At 50.4% G+C, this 20,417-nt stretch carries 22 protein-coding genes and 1 pseudogene; 12 read left to right on the top strand and 11 right to left on the bottom strand.

What is annotated here, in order from left to right; translation table 11 throughout:
• The first annotated feature begins 25 nt into the window (after positions 1 to 25).
• The 7 genes from KO512_RS09550 to KO512_RS09520 all read left to right on the top strand — a co-directional run bounded on the left by KO512_RS09550 (position 26) and on the right by KO512_RS09520 (position 6,311).
• Positions 26 to 439, top strand: coding sequence for an acyl-CoA thioesterase (locus KO512_RS09550; RefSeq protein ID WP_215952119.1), 414 nt, complete (start codon positions 26 to 28; stop codon positions 437 to 439).
• 23 nt (positions 440 to 462) lie between these two features.
• Positions 463 to 813: a DUF4870 family protein gene (locus KO512_RS09545; protein ID WP_215952118.1), complete on the top strand. Its 351-nt coding sequence runs from the start codon at positions 463 to 465 to the stop codon at positions 811 to 813.
• Positions 814 to 1,110: 297 nt separating this feature from the next.
• Complete coding sequence (locus KO512_RS09540; RefSeq protein ID WP_215952117.1) at positions 1,111 to 3,288, top strand: malate synthase G; 2,178 nt, start codon at positions 1,111 to 1,113, stop codon at positions 3,286 to 3,288.
• Positions 3,289 to 3,431: 143 nt separating this feature from the next.
• Entirely contained in the window at positions 3,432 to 4,271 is an 840-nt protein-coding gene (locus KO512_RS09535; protein WP_215952116.1) for an NAD-dependent protein deacetylase, read from the top strand.
• A gap of 108 nt (positions 4,272 to 4,379) precedes the next feature.
• Positions 4,380 to 5,762: an ATP-dependent RNA helicase DbpA gene (dbpA, locus tag KO512_RS09530; protein ID WP_215952115.1), complete on the top strand. Its 1,383-nt coding sequence runs from the start codon at positions 4,380 to 4,382 to the stop codon at positions 5,760 to 5,762.
• 33 nt (positions 5,763 to 5,795) lie between these two features.
• On the top strand, positions 5,796 to 6,074 hold the full coding sequence (locus KO512_RS09525) for a peptidylprolyl isomerase (RefSeq protein WP_215952114.1): 279 nt from the start codon (positions 5,796 to 5,798) through the stop codon (positions 6,072 to 6,074).
• Positions 6,075 to 6,119: 45 nt separating this feature from the next.
• Entirely contained in the window at positions 6,120 to 6,311 is a 192-nt protein-coding gene (locus KO512_RS09520; RefSeq protein ID WP_126157184.1) for a hypothetical protein, read from the top strand.
• A gap of 116 nt (positions 6,312 to 6,427) precedes the next feature.
• Here KO512_RS09520 and KO512_RS09515 read toward each other — a convergent pair.
• The 6 genes and pseudogenes from KO512_RS09515 to KO512_RS09490 form a co-directional block, all read right to left on the bottom strand.
• Positions 6,428 to 6,691: pseudogene (locus KO512_RS09515) on the bottom strand (Txe/YoeB family addiction module toxin).
• The gene (locus KO512_RS09510; RefSeq protein ID WP_215952113.1) at positions 6,684 to 6,938 is read right to left on the bottom strand and encodes a type II toxin-antitoxin system Phd/YefM family antitoxin; all 255 of its coding nucleotides are present in this window, start codon (positions 6,936 to 6,938) and stop codon (positions 6,684 to 6,686) included. The pseudogene KO512_RS09515 and the gene KO512_RS09510 overlap by 8 nt, the downstream one beginning before the upstream one ends.
• A 146-nt stretch (positions 6,939 to 7,084) precedes the next feature.
• Complete coding sequence (locus KO512_RS09505) at positions 7,085 to 7,801, bottom strand: NYN domain-containing protein (protein WP_215952112.1); 717 nt, start codon at positions 7,799 to 7,801, stop codon at positions 7,085 to 7,087.
• An 87-nt stretch (positions 7,802 to 7,888) separates the two neighbouring features.
• A complete protein-coding gene (locus KO512_RS09500) occupies positions 7,889 to 8,149 on the bottom strand; it encodes a hypothetical protein (protein ID WP_215952111.1) in 261 nt (86 codons plus the stop codon).
• Positions 8,142 to 8,738, bottom strand: coding sequence for a uracil-DNA glycosylase family protein (locus KO512_RS09495; protein ID WP_215952110.1), 597 nt, complete (start codon positions 8,736 to 8,738; stop codon positions 8,142 to 8,144). The genes KO512_RS09500 and KO512_RS09495 overlap by 8 nt, the downstream gene beginning before the upstream one ends.
• Positions 8,739 to 8,864: 126 nt before the next feature.
• On the bottom strand, positions 8,865 to 9,860 hold the full coding sequence (locus tag KO512_RS09490; RefSeq protein ID WP_215952109.1) for a GlxA family transcriptional regulator: 996 nt from the start codon (positions 9,858 to 9,860) through the stop codon (positions 8,865 to 8,867).
• A gap of 106 nt (positions 9,861 to 9,966) precedes the next feature.
• Between KO512_RS09490 and KO512_RS09485 the strand changes: the two genes are divergently transcribed.
• From KO512_RS09485 to KO512_RS09470, 4 genes are all read left to right on the top strand, one after another.
• A complete protein-coding gene (locus tag KO512_RS09485) occupies positions 9,967 to 10,551 on the top strand; it encodes a peroxidase-related enzyme (RefSeq protein ID WP_215952108.1) in 585 nt (194 codons plus the stop codon).
• Positions 10,552 to 10,776: 225 nt separating this feature from the next.
• Positions 10,777 to 11,568, top strand: a complete 792-nt coding sequence (locus KO512_RS09480) for a UDP-2,3-diacylglucosamine diphosphatase (protein ID WP_215952107.1) — start codon at positions 10,777 to 10,779, stop codon at positions 11,566 to 11,568.
• 127 nt (positions 11,569 to 11,695) lie between these two features.
• A complete protein-coding gene (locus KO512_RS09475; protein ID WP_215952106.1) occupies positions 11,696 to 12,844 on the top strand; it encodes a cytochrome-c peroxidase in 1,149 nt (382 codons plus the stop codon).
• 163 nt (positions 12,845 to 13,007) lie between these two features.
• Positions 13,008 to 13,247: a Rho-binding antiterminator gene (locus tag KO512_RS09470; protein WP_215952105.1), complete on the top strand. Its 240-nt coding sequence runs from the start codon at positions 13,008 to 13,010 to the stop codon at positions 13,245 to 13,247.
• 26 nt (positions 13,248 to 13,273) lie between these two features.
• Here the strand turns inward: KO512_RS09470 and KO512_RS09465 are convergent, their stop codons facing one another.
• On the bottom strand, positions 13,274 to 14,131 hold the full coding sequence (locus tag KO512_RS09465) for a LysR family transcriptional regulator (RefSeq protein ID WP_215952104.1): 858 nt from the start codon (positions 14,129 to 14,131) through the stop codon (positions 13,274 to 13,276).
• 107 nt (positions 14,132 to 14,238) lie between these two features.
• Between KO512_RS09465 and KO512_RS09460 the strand changes: the two genes are divergently transcribed.
• Positions 14,239 to 14,880, top strand: coding sequence for a glutathione S-transferase family protein (locus KO512_RS09460; protein WP_215952103.1), 642 nt, complete (start codon positions 14,239 to 14,241; stop codon positions 14,878 to 14,880).
• Positions 14,881 to 14,949: 69 nt separating this feature from the next.
• Here KO512_RS09460 and fba read toward each other — a convergent pair whose 3' ends face one another.
• From fba to tkt, 4 genes are all read right to left on the bottom strand, one after another.
• A complete protein-coding gene (gene fba / locus KO512_RS09455; RefSeq protein WP_215952102.1) occupies positions 14,950 to 15,990 on the bottom strand; it encodes a class II fructose-bisphosphate aldolase in 1,041 nt (346 codons plus the stop codon).
• Between the two features lie 130 nt (positions 15,991 to 16,120).
• Entirely contained in the window at positions 16,121 to 17,281 is a 1,161-nt protein-coding gene (locus KO512_RS09450; protein WP_215952101.1) for a phosphoglycerate kinase, read from the bottom strand.
• A gap of 62 nt (positions 17,282 to 17,343) precedes the next feature.
• Positions 17,344 to 18,360 (bottom strand): glyceraldehyde 3-phosphate dehydrogenase NAD-binding domain-containing protein, encoded by a 1,017-nt coding sequence (locus KO512_RS09445; protein ID WP_215952100.1) that lies wholly within the window; start codon positions 18,358 to 18,360, stop codon positions 17,344 to 17,346.
• A gap of 58 nt (positions 18,361 to 18,418) precedes the next feature.
• Positions 18,419 to 20,413 carry a transketolase gene (tkt, locus tag KO512_RS09440; protein WP_215952099.1) on the bottom strand — a complete coding sequence of 665 codons (1,995 nt, stop codon included), beginning with the start codon at positions 20,411 to 20,413 and terminating at the stop codon, positions 18,419 to 18,421.
• Positions 20,414 to 20,417: the final 4 nt, after the last annotated feature.

Here is a 20,417-nt window from a genome sequence, read left to right as displayed (position 1 = left end):
ACAATGAAAACAAAGGGAACTTTCAATGAGTGACAACCTGAATCGCCGATTATTACATCAATCACAAATAGCCGTTCGTTGGGGTGATATGGATGCCTATGGCCATGTTAACAACGCACTCTATATGCGCTATTTAGAAGAGGCGCGTGTTCAATTTCTCGCCGACATTGGAGCCTCAGTGAACGGTAACGGCACCGATCCGGTGATTATCAATGTGGGCTGCACCTTTCTTCGTCCCGTCAGCTACCCAGCCACGGTCATCGTAAAAATCTACGTTGGCGAAATCGGCCGCAGTAGCTTTATGACGTGGTACGAACTCAGTACCACCGATGAACCCGAACTAATCTGTACCGAAGGCTATTCGAAAGTGGTGTGGATGGATCATAATACCGGTCGTTCTGTGCCTCTGCCGGACATCATTCGAGAAAAAATCTCTTAATATTCAATTATACAGGCGACGACATGAATCAAGTGAGCAATCCATCTACAGACAAAGGCACTAACGCAAAGATTGTCTATATTCTCTATTTAACCAGTCTCATATTCGGTATCACGGGTTTGGTGGGATTAGTCATGGCCTATGTTTACAAAGACGATGCCCCTGAATGGCTAAAAAGCCATTATCAATGGCAGATTCGCACCTTTTGGATAGGTTTGCTCTTTGCGGTCATTGGCCTCATTACCACCTCGATACTGATTGGCTTTCTGATTCTAATCTTAAATGTGATCTGGTTTATTATTCGCTGTATCAAAGGCCTGAGTGCGTTGGAAAAACAGCAACCACTACCACAACCAAGTAGTTGGTTGTTCTGATATCGCGATAACCTCACTGTTCTCTAAAGCTGCCGATGGCGGCTTTTTGCTTATCTAGCCTTATGATTTTAAGTTCAGCGACGGCCTTTCCCACGATGTGAAATGAATACCTCGCCTGAGCTTCATACTTTAGCATTGCTATAGGGGACAGGCTTTGCAAAGTGCGATATTGTTGCGACGCACAAGCCGAAACACCAGTTGCGTTGATAGGAGCCACTGGATTGCGGCATACAAAAAATCACCTGTTCCGGTTGCCTCGCACCGGAAGCTGGACGATTACAAATGAGGCAGTACATTATGAGTCAACGGATACAAACAGGCGGCCTGCAGGTTGCTGAAGTTCTCTACAACTTTGTTAATCAGCAGGTTATTCCGGGCACCGGCGTGACCGAAGAGCAGTTCTGGTCTGGACTGGACGCCATCGTCCACGACCTAGCCCCCGAAAACCGCGCCCTGCTGGCAAAACGAGATGCCATTCAAGAACAGATCGACAACTGGCACCGCGAAAACCGCGCCAACGGTTTTGACCTGGCCACCTATAAAGCGTTTCTGCAGGAAATCGGCTATCTGCTACCGGAAGGCGAAGACTTCAGCGCCACCACCAGCAATGTTGACCCAGAAATGGCCACCATGGCCGGCCCACAGCTGGTCGTACCCGTGATGAATGCCCGTTTCGCTCTGAATGCGGCGAATGCCCGCTGGGGAAGCCTATACGACGCCCTCTACGGTACCGATGCGATCGCCGAAGATGATGGCGCAGAGATCACCGCTAGCTACAACCCAGTGCGCGGCGCTAAAGTGATCGAATTTGCCCGCAATGTTTTGAATGAAGTAGCTCCGCTGGCCAATGGCTGCCATAAAGATGCTGTCCGTTATAGCATCGACAACGGCAAACTGATCGTCACCCTAACCAACGGTAGCGAAACCGGCTTACAAGATGAATCCCAGTTGATCGGCTACAACGGCGAAACCACTGCGCCGGACTCCATTCTTCTAAAACACAACGGCCTGCACCTCGATATCAAAATCGACCGCAATAGCCAAACCGGTGCCACCGATGCCGCTGGCGTGAGCGATATTATCGTCGAAGCGGCATTAACCGCCATTATGGATTGCGAAGACTCCGTTGCCGCCGTTGATGCGGAAGACAAAGTCGTCGCCTATAAAAACTGGTTAGGCCTGATGAAAGGTGACCTCACCGAGGACGTCACTAAAGGCGGTAAAACCTTCACCCGTCGCATGAATCCCGATCGCCAATATACCGGCGTAGATGGCTCACAAGTGAGCGTCAAAGGCCGCAGCCTGATGTTTGTGCGTAACGTTGGCCATCTGATGACCAACAATGCGATTCTCGACAAAGACGGCAACGAGATCCCTGAAGGCATCCTCGATGGTATGCTGACTAGCCTGATCTCAATTCACGATGTTAAGGGCACCGGTCAGTTCAGCAACACCACCACCGGCTCCATCTATATCGTAAAACCGAAGATGCACGGCCCAGAAGAAGTCGCCTTTGCCGATACACTGTTCGGCCGTATCGAAACCGCTCTAGGACTACCAAACTTCACCATCAAAATGGGCATCATGGATGAGGAGCGCCGCACTACGGTTAACTTGAAAGAGTGTATCCGCGCGGCCAAAGACCGTGTGGTCTTTATTAACACTGGCTTCCTCGACCGTACCGGTGACGAGATTCATACCTCAATGGAAGCCGGCCCCATGATCCGCAAAGGTGAAATGAAAGCTGCGGCATGGATCGGCGCTTATGAAGACTGGAACGTCGATAATGGCTTAGCTTGCGGCCTGCAAGGGCGCGCACAGATTGGTAAAGGGATGTGGGCCATCCCCGATCAGATGGCTAACATGCTGACCGCTAAAATTGCCCACCCGATGTCCGGTGCCAATACCGCTTGGGTACCATCACCAACGGCTGCTGCACTGCACGCATTGCACTACCATAAGGTAGATGTTTTCGCCCGTCAGGAAGAGCTGAAAAGCCGCCCTCGTGCCAGCTTAGATGATATTCTGACTATCCCAGTAGCAACCGACACTAACTGGTCGGCTGAAGAGATTCAGAACGAACTGGACAACAATGCTCAGGGTATCCTCGGCTATGTGGTACGTTGGATCGATCAAGGCGTGGGTTGCTCGAAAGTGCCAGACATCAACGATGTAGGCCTGATGGAAGACCGCGCCACCCTGCGGATCTCCAGCCAGCATATTGCTAACTGGCTACATCATAATATCTGCACCGAAGCGCAGGTCATGGAAACCATGCAGCGTATGGCGGCCGTGGTGGATCGTCAAAATGAAGCTGATCCACTGTATCATCCAATGGCCCCTAACTTCGATGACAGCATTGCCTTCCAAGCAGCGTTAGAACTCGTCATCCAAGGCCGCATTCAGCCAAATGGTTATACCGAGCCCGTTCTGCATCGTCGCCGCCTCGAAGCGAAGGCTAAGCAGAGCGCGTAAGCTCTAGCCCCTCTCTGACGAAAAAAACCGCGCCCGACGCGGTTTTTTTTCGCGCTCGCCAAGCTGTCCACAGCTAAAGAAAAAGCGAAGTAATTACCAAGCTTTTTATTGGTCTCAGTGGATCTAACGACTACACTAGACCCATGACATCACAGCCAAACGCACAACCATTAACCGATTTTATCCACCAGCACCCACGCCTGTTTATCCTTACCGGCGCCGGCTGCAGTACCCAATCGGGCATTCCCGATTATCGCGATAGCAATGGTCAGTGGAAACGCCAACCGCCAGTGCAACATCGCGACTTCCTCACCAGCCATGCGACTCGCCAGCGCTTTTGGGCTCGCAGCCTGATTGGCTGGCCATTAATGGCCAATGCTCGGCCCAATAGTGTGCATAACAGCCTGCAGCAGTTGGAACAAAAAGGTTATTGCCAACAACTGGTGACGCAAAATGTCGATCGTCTCCATCAACAAGCAGGCCAGCAACAGGTCATTGATCTTCACGGCCGTTCTGACCAAGTCATCTGTATGGATTGTCAGCAACTACATGATCGCAACCAGATACACCAACAGATGGCCGCTGAAAATCCAGCTTTCGCTCACTATACCGCCAGTGCCGCACCGGATGGCGATGCTGACTTAGAAGGCGTCGACTTCAGCCGTTTTAAAGTTACCGGTTGCGTGGCCTGTGGCGGTATGCTCAAACCGAATGTGGTGTTCTTCGGCGATAATGTACCTAAAGAGCGAGTATTTAGTGCTCTCGACAGTTTAGAAAAAGCCGATGCTTTACTGGTTATCGGCTCCTCACTGATGGTGTATTCCGGCTTTCGCTTCTGTAAACAAGCCGCGAAACAAAACATCCCCATGGCCGCCATCACCCACGGTAAAACCCGCGCCGATGAACTGCTTAGTTTGAAGCTCGATGGCGATATCAGTGCCTTTCTAGCGCCCTGCGTGAGCGCGTTAGAGCCGCAACTTTAGAGCCGTCGTTTACTGTTCATTAAGTAAACAATGGGGTTAACAAAGCAGCGATCCCCATGTGTATCAGGTATACTATCGGCCAATTGAATTTTTATCCCGAGTACACCTGTGTCTGATACCTCATTTTCCGCCCTCAACCTTCCTCCAGCAATGCTCAGCAACCTAGCAGATCTTGGTTATAACGAGATGACCCCGATCCAAGCCCGCAGTCTGCCACATGTGCTAGACGGCAAAGATCTGATCGCCAAAGCAAAAACCGGCAGTGGTAAAACCGCCGCCTTTGCTATCGGCTTGCTGTTAAATATTAATCAGCGGGATTTCGGCACTCAGGCACTGGTTATCTGTCCTACTCGGGAGCTTAGTACCCAGGTCGCACAGGAAATTCGTCGGCTAGCGCGCTTCAAAGACAACCTTAAACTGGTGATTCTCTGCGGCGGTCAATCGGTCGGCCCACAGATCGGCTCTCTGGAACACGGTGCACATATTATCGTCGGCACACCCGGCCGGATTCAGGACCTGATCCGCAAAGGTAAGTTAGATCTGTCCCGTTGCGGCACCGTGGTATTAGATGAAGCCGACCGCATGCTCGACATGGGTTTTTATGAACAGATTGAAGGGGTGATCAATAACACGCCGAAACAGCGTCAAACCCTGCTCTTTTCGGCCACCTATCCCGAGGGAATTAAAAAGCTCAGTGCCGACCTACAGCGTGATCCGGTGGAAGTCACCGTCGAAGCGGTACACAGCACCAGTCAGATCGAACAATCCTTCTATGCCCTCGAGCAAACCAAAAAGCCCGAAGCATTGGCGCGCATTCTTAGCCATTTCAACCCTGAGTCCACGGTGATCTTCTGTAACACCAAAGATCAGTGCCGCGAAGTGTCCGAACATCTGCGCAATCTGGGCTATTTTGCTGCCGCTCTTCACGGTGATCTGGATCAGCGCGACCGAGATCAGGTGCTGGTGCAGTTTTCCAACCGTAGTAACACCATTCTTATCGCCACCGATGTTGCCGCTCGCGGACTGGATATCAGCGATCTATCATTGGTCATTAACTACGACCTACCCCGCGACCCAGAGATCTACGTTCACCGTATCGGTCGTACCGGTCGAGCAGGTAAAGAGGGAATGGCCATCAGCCTCTTCCGAGATTCTGAACAGTACAAGATGGATATCATCAGCGAATACCTCTCACAGACCCTCGAGACTAAATCCCTCAGCAGCCTGAAAAAAACCAGTTCTGAAGAACCCGTTAAGCCGGTCATGCGAACTCTCTGCATCGCCGGTGGTCGAAAGGATAAGATACGTCCAGGCGATATCCTTGGCGCGCTCACCGGTGAAGCCGGTATTGACGGCAGTGCGGTGGGTAAAATCAACATTTACGATTATGCCGCCTATGTCGCCGTCAAGCGTGAAGAAGCCCGTAAAGCCCATAGCCGCTTACTCGAAGGCAAGATCAAAGGCCGTCGTTTTAAAGTAAGAATGCTATAAAACGTTTTACTGTGTTAACAAAGGTATTTTAATATGGCGGTAGCATCAGCGCGGCATATTCTGGTAAAAACAAAGGCCGAGGCTGAAAAGCTGAAGCAACAACTGGAGAAAGGGGAGGACTTTGCCCGTCTGGCAAAACGACACTCTCTGTGTAACTCTGCCAAACGGGGTGGTGATCTAGGTGAATTTCGGCCTGGCACCATGGTTAAAGCATTCGACGCTGTGGTATTCCGTAAGAAATTACTGGAGATCCACGGACCGGTGAAAACAAAATTTGGTTTTCATCTTATTCAGACCCTCTATCGCAGCTAATGATAAGCCTGTGATAAAAGTCACCAACTTAAAGAGGTAGTTCCTATGAAACCGGCCAAAAAACAGAAACAACACCCCAAGTTTGTTGAAGCTATGCAGAAACTCTCTGCGATGAACGAAGAAGAGCGCCTCTCCGAAGAGAACAAAGAGTTGTTCGATCAAGCCATCGCCTATGCCCCACTGGAAGCCCAGCCGGCGCTGGTGGCGATACAGCGCAAATATGCGGAAGTGCATTAAGAGCGGAGACGTCGCTGCTCAAAAAGCATAAGATCAAAAAAGCAAAAAAGAGCCGAAAGGCTCTTTTTTTAGTTTTATATAACGCCGACTAAAGTGTTTACTAGCTGACAACTTGATCAGTAATGATAGCGACAGGAAATAATGGTAATCACACGCTCATCAACCGCATAAACCAGCCTATTGGTATCATCGATTCTTCGCGACCAGAAACCCGACAAACTCTCTTTTAATGGTTCGGGTTTACCAATACCCTCAAACGGCGAACGGGTTACATCGGCAATTAATTTATTAATACGTTTAAGCGTTTTTTTATCCTGGGTTTGCCAGTATACATAATCGCTCCAAGCTTCATCAGTTCATGATAACAGCTTGTTACTCATCGACTAATTCCCGTTGCGTGGTTTCCCCCTCACGATATTGTGCAATCGACCTATTTAGATGCTCAGCATTGGCTGGCGAACGGAGTAAGTGGACGGTTTCCATTAAACTATTGTAGTAATCCAAAGACATAACCACAGCATCTTCAGAATCACGACGAGTAATCACAGTCGTGTCCGCATCATTGATGACTCGGTCTAAAACCGCTTTCAAGCTATTTCTAGCCTCGGTAAAAGAAACTATTCTCATATGACACCTCACATGTTCAACTTAACGTACAGTATAGGCAGGAATGATGAACATGTGCATTAAACAGTGCATGTCAGTTTTGGCGAATAACAATACGAAACCTACGCCAGTATCCACCTATTCATAGCGACCTCATTGGCGAACCTTTACCCCTTTTTACTCTTACGCACATCCCGCACCAGAAAAGATCGCCCCGGCCCCCGCTTCAGCTCAAACAGATCAACGGCTTTAAACAGGCTACTTAAATTCTTAAAGCCATAGTTGCGGCAATCGAATGAGGTGCGGTTAGAGATATTCGACCCCACTGGCCCCAGCGGCGCCCAGCCATCTTCATCTTCGTTGGCTTCGATCGCCTGACGTAAGAGGTTGATGAGCTTAGTATCCGATTTGATATTTTTAGGCTTCGTATTCTGAGTGCTTTCGACTGTTTCAGGCTGATCCAGAAAGAGAAATTTAGAGCAAGCATTCACAAAGGGTGATGGGGTTTTACGTTCGCCAAACCCGAGCACCATCTTGCCTTCGGCTAAGGCTCGGGTCACCATCGGAGTAAAATCGCTATCCGATGAAACAAAACACATCACATCGATATCTTTGGTATACATCACATCCATCGCATCGATTACCAAAGCGATATCAGAGGCGTTTTTACCTTTGGTTAAATCATACTGCTGTACCGGCTGAATCGCGTACTCATGCAACAAGTCTTCCCAAGACTTCAGGGTCGGTGACTTCCAGTTACCGTAGGCCTTACGGATGGTCACCACGCCATACTTAGCCACTTCACTGAGAACATCTTCAAATTTACTGGCAGGTGCGTTATCCGCATCAATAAACAGGGCTATCTTTTGCTTTATCTCGTTCATCCTGAATCCATCTTTCACGCTAACAACTTAATAACGTCTAGTATAACCAAAACAGCCGCCATCGATGCAGTCGCGTTACCAGTGGTTTTATCCCCAAATCCAGCCTAAGCTGGCAACAGCAACAATGATACAACTCCACCAAACAGCTTTTAGCCGCTGAATACCACCGGAATGACTCCAAACAAGGCCACCAATACCTAACAGCAACAGCGGCAACGCTAACATTGCCAAAAACACCACCCAGCCTGAAGCGGCTTGGGCGCTAACAGAGTAATATCCGAAGCACATCACCATCGGTAGCAACACCACGATCACCACCTTTACTAGCCCTTCGGGTATGTTATTCACCGGTCAGCACCGCTTGAACCTGCTGTTGCAACACGGGTATCAATTCCGCTTCAAACCAAGGATTCTTGCGTAACCAGATATTGTTACGGGGGCTAGGGTGAGGCATGGGAAATATCATCGGCGTTTGGTCTGGGCCACTATAATCGCGCCAATGCGACACAATATCCGTTACCGTTCCCTTCTTATGCAGATGCCAAGCCTGAGCATACTGACCAATCACCAATATCAGTTGTAGATTAGGCAGACGGTCTAGCAACAGTTGCCTCCATTGCGGAGCGCACTCTTTGCGAGGCGGTAGATCACCGGATTTACCCGTACCGGGGTAACAAAACCCCATCGGTAAAATAGCTAACTGCTTGGCATCGTAGAAAGTCTCGGCGGTGATGCCCATCCACGCGCGTAAACGTTCCCCACTGGGGTCATTAAACGGAATGCCGGTTTCATGCACTCGCCGACCCGGCGCTTGGGCGGCGATTAGAATGCGAGCGGCCGAATCAAACTGAATCACCGGCCGCACCCCATCGGGTAGATAGGGGGCACAGATATCACAGGCTTTCACCCGAGCAATCAACTGCTGATCAGATTCCACTAACGCCCTCCCGTCAACATAACCATATTTCGATCTCTAAGCAGACAAACAAGCTAAACAGTGTACTGCCTCAATGCTGGCTGAGCCAATAGCTCCTCCAATTGCGTCAGTTCTGAGCAGATAATCTTAATGGGCGCCTTTTTGTTGTACCCGCTTGCGAAAGCGACTGGGCGATTCACCCAATGCTTTCTGAAACAGTCGCCGCAGCGAGCTTTGGCTGGCATAACCGACCCGCTCAACGATCTTCTCCAAGCTTAGACTGGTGGTTTCTAGTAATAATTTAGTCTGTTCAAAACGTAGCTGCTGTTGATAATCGGCAACGCTGATACCGTTCGCCGCTTTAAACCGGCGCGCGAGGGTACGCACGCTAACCGCATGATTATTCGCCAACGTTTGCAGACAGAGTTTATGTGATACATCCCGCTGTAGCTGGCTCTCGACAGCCAACACTAAGCTGTCTTGATGATCGCTGTTTGCCTGCATAAAAACATAGGGAGATGCCGTGCTTTGGGCCGCATCGATCAACATATTACGGGCAGCACTTTGTGCTAGGTGCCGGCCAACCTGTTGTTCCACCAGCGCTAACATGGCCCCTAAGTTGGCGGTCATTGAACCGGAGGTATACGCTCCCTGATCGTTAACCAACATGGTGTCGGCGCAATGTTCAACCGCTGGATAGCGGTCGCGAAAAGCCTTCCCTAACCACCAAGCCGTGGTCGCCCGCTTACCGGCCAAACCTCCAGCATCACCCAGTAAAAATACGCCACTACAGTTCGCCGCCACTGGGATTCCCCGCTGAATATACTGACTGAGCCATCGACACTCTTCATCGAGCTGAGCTAGACGCTTGAGTAACGAGCGCACATCAAGATGATGAATACCGGGAATCACAATAAGATCAGCCTCGGGCATCTGCGTGAATGCCACATCGGCCATGATGCGCATACCATTGGAGCAGGTCACCCAGCCACCATCACGCGAAGCCAATTGACACTCATATAGACTGACATCTTCGCCCCGAGTCTGCTTCCAGATAGAGTTAACGACGTTAAACACATCGAACGGTGAGGTCAGCCCGGTGGCTTGACAACCATCGAAGGCTAATCCAATGACTTTATACATAATGACCTGATTTGCTCGTTAATTGGCGAACTAGTGTCTTAATTTGATCGTTTTTCCAGCGTAACCTAGATCTATCATTTGCACCAGATAGAGAGATATAAAAATAATGAATCAACAACCGATCAGTCGCTACCCTATTAAAACGCTGCCCGATCTACCTGCCGATATCCGCGACAGAATTTTGGCCGTACAAGAAAAAGCGGGCTTTATCCCTAACGTATTCCTGACGCTAACGTATCGGCCTGATGAGTTTCGCGCGTTTTTTGCCTACCATGATGCCGTGATGGCTCGGGAAGGCAGCACCCTCAGCGCGGCGGAAAAAGAGATGATTATCGTTGCCACCAGCGCACTCAATGGGTGCCAATATTGCGTTATTGCCCACGGTGCACTGCTGCGCGTGTTTTCCAAAGAGCCACTACTGGCCGACCAGATAGCGATCAATTATCGGCATGCGCCACTAACCGATAAACAGAAAGCGATGCTCGCCTTTGCCATTAAACTCTCACGCACACCGGAAGATGTAGCAGAAGATGATTACGCACAGCTAAAAACCCATGGCTATGATGATGACGATATTCTCGACATCGCCGGCATCACCGCCTTTTTCGGCCTTTCAAACCGGATAGCGATTGTCACCAACATGCAGGCAAACAACGAATTTTATACCCTTGCCCGCGTCCCTCGCAGCTAACCTAGCAAGTCATTAGCGCTTTACCGCCGCCTTTGAAGCTCATCACAGGCGGCGCCATATTTTTTGAAGCCTAGCAATAACAAAAAATCGCTTAGCCACATAGCCGACAATGACTCGATTCGCGACAACCATCGCTCGCCACTGTCACCATCTGTTCATCTTTTGTAAGGCACATTGTCATTTTTAGCCGCCATACTGCCCCCAAACTGATTGATGGACAGTGATATGCAGAATATCCACACCATGTTTATCTCAGATATTCATCTGGGAACACCGGACTGCCAGGCTAAACTATTAAGTGAAGCCTTAACCAAACTTGCCCCGAAAAAACTCTATCTTGTAGGGGATATTATTGATTTAGCCGCTATGCGCCACAAAGCCGTTCTACCGCAGGATCAGCAGTTGCTGATTGGGCAGTTCTGGCAGATGGCCAGAGAGGGCTGTGAGATTATCTATATCCCCGGCAACCATGATGCACCCTTGCGTAAAATATGTGGTTTAAAGCTGGGTAAACTGCAGATCCGCCGTAAAGCGATTCATAAAACCCGCGATGGCCGCCGATTTTTAGTTTCCCATGGGGATGAGTTTGATGGTCATGTACGTATTCATCCATTGATGCTACTGCTGGGTGATCATGGACATCAGTTGCTGCTCTGGTTAAACCGCAGCTATAACCGAGTACGTCAATGGCTGAAGATGCCCTACCGTTCGCTGGCGGCGATGATTAAACAGCGCTTTAGCAGCGCCCAACGCTATATCGAACACTTCCAGGATGCCGCCTGCACCGAAGCCCGACGGCAATCGCTGGATGGTTATATTGGCGGCCATATTCATCAAGCGGGATTTAGCCACCGTAAAGGGGCGCTGTATTGCAACGATGGTGACTGGGTTGAGCACTGCACCGCACTGGTCGAAACCGACAGCGGTAAACTGCAGTTACTCGAATGGCCCACCATGAAAATTGTCAGTGAACCTTCTGCTCCGCTTCAGCTATCCGGCGAGCTAGTGAATAACTAAAGGGCTCAAGCAACAGCATTAGGCCGGCTCAGATCAATTAATGGGATGATCCGGCTGAAAAAGTTCCCGTAACACCTCTCGATTCTGATAATATTGCAAATACGATTCACTATCATTTGCATTTAATATGAAATATTTTGTCTACCTTCTTAGCCTAACGGCCTTGCTAAGCACAGGTTTTATAGCTGCCGACACTGAGCAACCGCTGTTAAATAAAGCTCAGCTTGGCCAACAACTTTTTTTTGATACCCGTTTGTCGGCCAACCGCAGCGAAAGCTGTGCCAGCTGTCACGCCCCCCAAGCAGGCTTTGCTGATCCCCGAAACAATGCTGCTCAGGGTGCTGTCTCCTTAGGTGATGATGGTCATTCATTAGGTGATCGAAACGCACCCACTGCAAGTTATGCAATGTTCAGCCCCGACTTTCAGCTCACCGACGAAGGGGTTTATAAGGGTGGGCAATTTCATGATGGCCGCGCCAAAGATCTACAAGAGCAAGCGGGCGGTCCGCCCACCAACCCCATTGAGATGGGTATGCCGTCAACCGCAGCATTGATGGCGCGATTACAGGAAATGCCACTCTACCGGAAGAATTTCACAGCACTTTATGGCGCTGATATCTTTGCCCAGCCGGATCAAGCTTACAAGGCGATGACCGACAGTATTGCGGCGTTTGAACGCACCGAAGAGTTTGCCCCATTCGATTCTAAATATGATCGTTTCTTACGCGGCGAATACCAACTCAGCCCAGAGGAGGAGCTAGGCCGTACCCTGTTCTTCTCGCAGCAGTTTACGAACTGTAATCAGTGCCATCAGCTAAAAGCCAGCCCACGGGCCAAAGGCGAAACCTTCAGTAATTATGAATATCACAATATCGGTGTACCGGTTAACAGCGTTGCTAGAGCAGTCAATGGCGTCAGCCCCGAATACATCGACCGCGGTTTATTAGACAACCCTGCAGTTTCAGACCCCGCCCAAGCGGGTAAATTTAAAGTGCCAACCCTGCGCAATGTGGCCGTCACGGGCCCCTATATGCATAACGGCGTGTTTAAAGATCTGCGTACCGTGGTGCTGTTTTACAACAAGTACAATAGCCGTAGCCGCGCCCGACAGATCAACCCCGAAACCGGAGAAACGTGGCAAGCCCCCGAAGTTGACCAGAATATATCCCTTAAGGAACTCGAAAGTGGCCCTGCACTGACCGATCAGCGGATCGACGCACTGGTTGCCTTTATGAAAACCCTCACCGATAAGCGCTACGAAGCCCTGCTTAACTAGCCAATCGACCTACAACTCGCTCAATAGTGCAAAAGTCACCTAATGAGGGCCACCATCATGGCCCCATTGCCACAAAACAGTGCGCAGAGAGTGTTAACTACCCAGCGTTATCTGCTATGGTGTACCGCCTTATAAAAACAAGAGAAACAATAAGAGTGGTGCTATGACTGATTACAAACCGATTCAATGCGATCTGCATGATGGCTTTGAAATGGCCTGTATGCGCAGACTGGTCGATCAGGTGGTCTGGCAGGATGACAACGGTCGCTTGCAACGGGATAAACTTCGCTTTATTACCATCGATATCCGCGGAGGCGAAGAGTGCCTTATTGCGGCTGATCATAACGGTAAGCAGTTACGCATCCGGCTCGATCGGATTCAAACGCGCCCACCGGGCTGCTAGTCTAGGCGTTTGCAAGGTACAGTGAATCATACGCTCAACCGCAACGCCGTTTGCTCCACCAGTGAGACAATACGGTCAGCGCCTAACGCCTTATGTGGCCGAGCGGCCGATTGCAATACCACCGCTACCGTTGCCAGTTCCGGCAACCCCAATTCTGCCGGCAGGCGATACAGATCCGCGGGGACACAACAAGACGCCAGCGTGGTTATCGCTTCACCCCGTCTGACCAACTCAATCAACAATGCACAACTGCCACTAATACAGATCACGTCAAAATTACGCCCCTGCTTGCTCAAACCATCCACGGCGGTGCTGTGAAATTTACAATCCGCATCCACCAACGCGAGCCGAAGCGGCTGCTCCGGTTTAATGAAGTCCGCCGTGGGTGCGACCCAAACGCCTTGATCCTGGAGCAACAGATAACCTTCCTCGGTTTCAGGACGACGGGTAAGAATTGTCAGATCCAACTCCCCCTTATCAATCAATGCCCTTAGTTGCGCCGATGTGCCGGTGCGCACCTGTACCTGCAAACCGGGAATCTGTCGCTGAATTTCCGACAACAACTGTGGCAATACGCCGGTGACATAATCATCTGGGCAACCGAGCATCAGCGGACAAGAGTCGGATGTTGATGACATAACGCCTAACGCTTCATCATGCAGCTTCATAATGCGCCGCGCATAACTCAACAGTTTTAAGCCATCATCGCTCAGTTGTAGTTCGCGGCCATCTTTTAGGAACAGCTTTTTATCCAGTTGCTCCTCCAACCGTTTCATCTGCATACTCACCGCCGACTGGGTACGAAACAGTTGAGCTGCAGCCCGAGTGAAGCTGCCACTATCGACCACCGCGATAAAGCTGCGAAGCAGTTCATTGTCTAACATCAAGGGTATTGATACCTGTTATCAGATTTATTCGTTTGAGAGCGCACACATTAAACGCCAGACTGGTCTCTAAACTAATCGACTTAACAGAGAAAAGGAATCTAGAGATGCAACTGATTATCGGTAATCATAACTATTCAAGCTGGTCACTACGCGCTTGGCTGTTACTTCGTCAGTTTGATCTAGCGTTTGATACCACCCGCATCGCTCTCTTTACCCCCGGTTCCGCTGAGCAGATCAAAGCCTACAATCCAGCAGGCAAAGTGCCAGTGCTATTAGATAATGGAACAACCATCTGGGATTCTCTCTCAATCTGTGAATATATCAGCGAGCGACACCTGCAACATAAAGGCTGGCCAAGCGATCATACACGACGCGCCCACGCCCGAAGCAGCTGTGCTGAAATGCACACAGGCTTTATGGCGCTGCGCCACGCTATGCCGATGAACTGTCGCCGCCATGTGGATAACTTTACTATTGCGGCTGACGTTCAACAGGATATCCAACGTATCAGTACTTTATGGAGCGAAGCCCTAAGCCAAAGTGATTCAGAGCGGTTTTTATACGGGGATTTTTCCATCGCGGATGCGTTTTATGCACCGGTCGTTTTCCGCCTGACCGGCTATGGCGTGAAGCTGCCCAGACAACTGCAAGCCTACTGCGATCGCATACTCGCCCTACCCGCCTGCCAAGAATGGCTGACTCTGGCACAACAGGAAAGCGAAGTGATTGACGCGGAGGAGGTTTAAACAACGACTGTTATAAAAAAACGCTCCGCGGCCAAAGCCGGGGAGCGTTTTTCTCGCTAAATACGGTTATTACAAACCGTATTTATCCGCCATACCTTCCAGAGAAACAGGCACGATCTTATCCGCGTGGCCCGCAGTACCGAACGCTTCATAACGGGCGATACAGATTTCACTCATCGCATCCATCGTTACCTTGAGGAATTTACGTGGATCAAATTCCGATGGGTTCTCAGCCAAGAAACGACGAACAGCACCGGTAGACGCCAGACGCAGGTCAGTATCGATATTCACTTTACGAACACCGTGCTTAATACCTTCAACGATCTGCTCAACCGGCACACCGTAAGTCTCAGGGATCTCACCGCCGAACTCATTGATAATCGCCAGCCATTCCTGCGGAACAGAAGAGGAACCGTGCATTACCAAATGAGTACCTGGAATACGGTCATGGATCGCCTTAATACGATCGATTGCCAGGATATCGCCGGTCGGTGGGCGGGTGAACTTATAAGCACCGTGAGAAGTACCACAAGCAATCGCCAGCGCATCAACGCCAGTCTTCGCCACAAAGTCAGCCGCTTCATCAGGATCGGTCAACATCTGATCGTGGGACAGGGTGCCCGAAGCGCCAACACCATCCTCTTCACCGGCTTGTCCCGTTTCAAGAGAACCCAAGCAACCCAACTCACCCTCTACAGAAACACCGCAAGCGTGCGCCATTTCAACAGTACGACGGGTTACATCAACGTTATATTCATAATCAGACGGTGTTTTACCATCCGCCATCAATGAACCATCCATCATGACAGAGGAGAAGCCCATCGCAATAGAACGCTGACAGATCGCAGGCGTGGTGCCGTGATCCTGATGCATACAAACCGGGATATGTGGGAATTCAGCGATCGCCGCCAGAATCATATGGCGCAGGAAATTAGACCCTGCGTATTTACGTGCGCCGGCAGATGCCTGAACAATAACCGGAGAGTTGGTTTTGTCCGCCGCTTCCATAATAGCGCGCATCTGTTCCAGGTTGTTGACGTTAAACGCTGGGATACCGTAGTCGTTTTCTGCTGCGTGATCCAGCAACTGACGCATACTGATAAGAGCCATATGTTCACCTTTTTAAATTAAGCCTGTGCGGCTATAAATTCTATTTTAAGCAGCTATAAAGCCAGCTACTCAACTATATATTGCAACTGTTTAAATCCCTTTGCACAACGATTAAAGCGCTCGGCTTTAATTATGCGCGGGATTCCAGCATTGCCACGGCCGGTAAAACTTTGCCTTCAACAAACTCAAGGAAAGCACCACCGCCGGTCGAGATATAAGACACTTGATCAGCGATATTGTACTTATCCACAGCAGCTAACGTGTCGCCACCACCAGCAATAGAGAACCCTTTGTTCTCAGCAATTGCTAGCGCGAGGGTTTTAGTGCCTTCGCCAAACTGATCAAACTCGAACACGCCCACAGGGCCATTCCAGATAATGGTGCCGGCATTTTTCAGCAGTTCAGCCAGATTAGCCGCCGACTGAGGGCCGATATCCAAAATCATGTCATCTTCAGCCACATCATCCACCAGCTTCACGGTGGCGGTAGCGGTTTCAGCAAACTCAGTGGCCACAACAACATCGACCGGCAGTGGAATATTGACTTTTTCCATCAGCGCTTTAGCGGTTGGCACGAGATCATGTTCACACAGTGACTTACCGACCGGCTTACCGGCGGCAGCAAGGAAGGTATTGGCGATACCACCACCCACAATCAACTGATCAACTTTCTCAGACAGTGACTCAAGCACCGTTAGTTTAGTCGAAACTTTAGAACCACCAACAATCGCGGCCATAGGTCGTGCTGGATTACCTAGCGCTTTCGCTAAGGCTTCCAGTTCACCGGCCAATAATGGCCCCGCACAGGCAACTGCCGCAAACTGAGCAACCCCATGGGTTGAAGCTTGCGCCCGATGAGCCGTACCAAAGGCATCCATGACATAGATATCACACAGAGCGGCCATTTTTTTAGACAATGTTTCATCATCTTTCTTTTCGCCGACATTGAAGCGGACGTTTTCCAGCAATACGACATCGCCTTCAACCACGTCAAAATCGCCTTCGAGCCACTCTTTAATCAGTGGAACATCGCGACCTAACAGGCCTCCCAGATGACGAGCTACCGGCGCTAGCGAACTTGCTTCATCATAAACACCTTCCGTCGGACGACCCAGATGCGACATCAGCATCACCTTGGCACCCGCTTCGAGCGCAAGCTTAATGGTGGGCAGCGAAGCACGAATGCGAGCATCACTGGTCACTTGGCCATCCTTGACTGGCACATTGAGATCTTCACGGATCAGGACACGTTTGCCCTTTAGATCCAGCTCGGTCATTTTCAATACGCTCATATTTATTCCTGCTTCTTATTTACTAAAAATTACAACAACAGCCTGTGGCCTATCGTCTTCAATCACTTAATGTTTAACCAGCCCTGTGCCACATCGAGCATCCGGTTGGCAAAGCCCCACTCGTTATCGAACCAGCACATCAGCTTGATCATCTTGCCACCGCTAACGCGAGTCTGCGTGCCATCGACAATGCCGGAACGGGCATCACGATTGAAATCCACCGATGCATGGGCCTCTTCGGTATACCCCAGCAATCCGCGTAAAGGACCTTCGGCCGCCATCCGCAGTATCTCATTGACCTGTGCCGCCGAGGTCGACTCGCTCACGTTTAAGGAGATATCCAGCAACGACACATTGATGGTCGGCACCCGTACATGCAGGGACTCAAAGCGTCCCGCCAGTTCTGGCAGCAGACGGTCGATACCGCGATTCAGGCCGGTATTTACCGGGATAATAGATTGCATAGCGCTACGGGTCAGACGCAGATCGGTCTGGTTATAACTATCAATCACCGGCTGATCGTTCATCGCCGAATGAATCGTCGTGGTCACACCGCTGATAATATTCAGTTCACGGTGCAACAGATTCAATATTGGCACAATACAGTTGGTGGAACAGGAGCCCGCCGCCACAATGGTTTGATCGGCCGCTAACAGCTGCTGATTAAAGCCATAGATAATGGTGGCATCAACATCGGCTTCCGCCGGCTGAGAAAACAACAACCGCCGTGCGCCACTATCGAGATGTTTCTGGGCGGTTAAACGGTCACTGAAGGAACCCGAACATTCGAGTACCAGATCAACGTCCATCTCCTGCCACGGCATAGATCCGGCTTCCGCCTGATTCAGCACTCGGATTTCATCACCATCGATCAATAGATCACGACCATTATGCGCCACCGGTAAAGGAAAGCGCCCATGTGTCGTGTCATAGCGGGTCAGATAAGTGACCGTCTCAATATCCGATAGTTCATTGATCGCCACCACTTGCAGCTGATCACGATAGCCGCACTCATAGACCGCCCGCAGGACGCTCTGCCCAATCCGGCCATAGCCGTTTATTGCAACCCGGAAAGCCATATCACCTCGTTAAACAAAAAAAGCCAACTGAATCAGTTGGCCTTTCGAACCGTCTGCCTTACAGAACAGACTTCACTTTTTCGACAACATTCTCGATGGTAAAGCCAAATAGCTTAAACAGATCGCTGGCCGGAGCCGACTCACCGAACGTTGTCATACCAACAATCGCACCATCTAGACCTACATACTTATACCAGTAATCCGCTTGAGCTGCTTCAACGGCGACCCGCGCTTTCACGGCAGCCGGTAGAACAGACTCACGGTAGGCCGCATCTTGCTTATCAAACAGATCAGTCGATGGCATTGAAACCACCCGAACCTGCTTACCTTCCGCTTCCAACGCGGCGGCTGAATCCATCGCCAAGCCTACTTCAGAACCGGTTGCGATCAGAATCGCATCGGGTGTGCCTGCGGTATCACGCAGAATGTAGCCACCGCGAGCGATATTCGCCAGCTGTTCAGCGTCACGCGCCTGATGTGGCAAGTTTTGACGGGAGAAGATCATCGCGGTCGGGCCATCGGCACGCTCTAGCGCTGATTTCCAAGCAACGGCAGACTCAACCGCATCCGCTGGACGCCAAGTGCTCATGTTAGGTGTATGACGCAGGTTAGCGATCTGTTCGATCGGCTGATGGGTCGGGCCATCTTCACCCAGACCAATAGAGTCATGGGTATACACATGAATAGCGCGGATCTTCATCAACGCCGCCATCCGCAGTGCATTACGGGCATAATCCATAAACACTAAGAAAGTTGCGCCATAAGGGATAAAGCCACCGTGTAACGCGATACCGTTCATGATCGCCGACATACCGAATTCACGCACGCCGTAGAACATGTAGTTGCCGGAAGCATCATCTTTCGTGATCCCCTTGCAACCAGCCCACAGTGTCAGGTTAGAACCCGCCAAATCAGCAGAGCCGCCCAGCAACTCAGGCAACAGTGGGCCATAAGCATTCAGCGCATTCTGAGACGCTTTACGAGAAGCGATGGTTTCGCCTTTCGCTTGCAGCTCTTCGATATAGGTATCGGCTTTCTCAGAGAAGTCAGCGGGTAATTCGCCAGTATAACGACGGATCAGCTCACGGGCTTCGGCGGGGTACTCTTTGCTGTATTCGGCAAAGCGCTCTTCCCAATCATTTTCTAACACCGCGCCGCTTTCTAGGCCGTTCCACTGCTCAGCAATATCTTCAGGAATAACAAACGGTTCGTATTCCCAACCCAGCTGTTTGCGAGCCAAGGCGATCTCATCATCACCCAAAGGCGCGCCGTGGCAATCTTCTTTGCCCTGTTTGTTCGGTGAACCAAAACCGATAATAGTTTTGCAACAGATCAACGTAGGCTGGTCTTCATTATCCTGTGCCGCTTCAATCGCTGCTTTAATCTGTTCAGCGTCGTGACCATCAACATTCGGGATCACATGCCAGCCGTAAGCTTCAAAACGCTTCGGCGTATCATCGGTAAACCAACCTTCGACCTCACCATCGATGGAGATACCGTTGTCATCATAGAAGGCGATCAACTTACCTAGACCTAAGGTACCCGCCAGTGAGCAAGATTCGTGGGAGATACCTTCCATCAAACAGCCATCGCCAAGGAAGGCATAGGTGTGGTGATCGATAATCTCATGACCTTCACGGTTAAACTGCGCCGCCAAAGATTTTTCAGCAATCGCAAAACCGACCGCATTGGTAATACCCTGACCCAGAGGACCCGTCGTGGTTTCAACGCCTGGTGCATAACCGTATTCCGGGTGACCGGCGGTTTTTGAATGCAGTTGACGGAAGTTTTTCAGATCATCGATGGACAGATCATAACCGGTCAGATGTAACAGGCTGTAGATCAACATAGAGCCATGACCGTTCGACAGAACAAAACGATCGCGGTCCAGCCAATGCGGATTCGCCGGGTTGTGTTTCAGGAAATCATTCCATAGTACTTCAGCGATATCAGCCATTCCCATCGGCGCACCAGGGTGACCGGATTTAGCCTTTTGGACAGCATCCATACTGAGGGCACGAATTGCATTGGCAAGTTCTCTACGCGAGGACATTCAT

This window comes from Amphritea atlantica (genome assembly GCF_018860855.1).
Taxonomy (GTDB): Bacteria; Pseudomonadota; Gammaproteobacteria; order Pseudomonadales; family Balneatricaceae; genus Amphritea; species Amphritea atlantica_A.
Note: the sequence above shows the minus strand (reverse complement) of the source record. Positions and strands in the feature narration are given on the sequence as shown.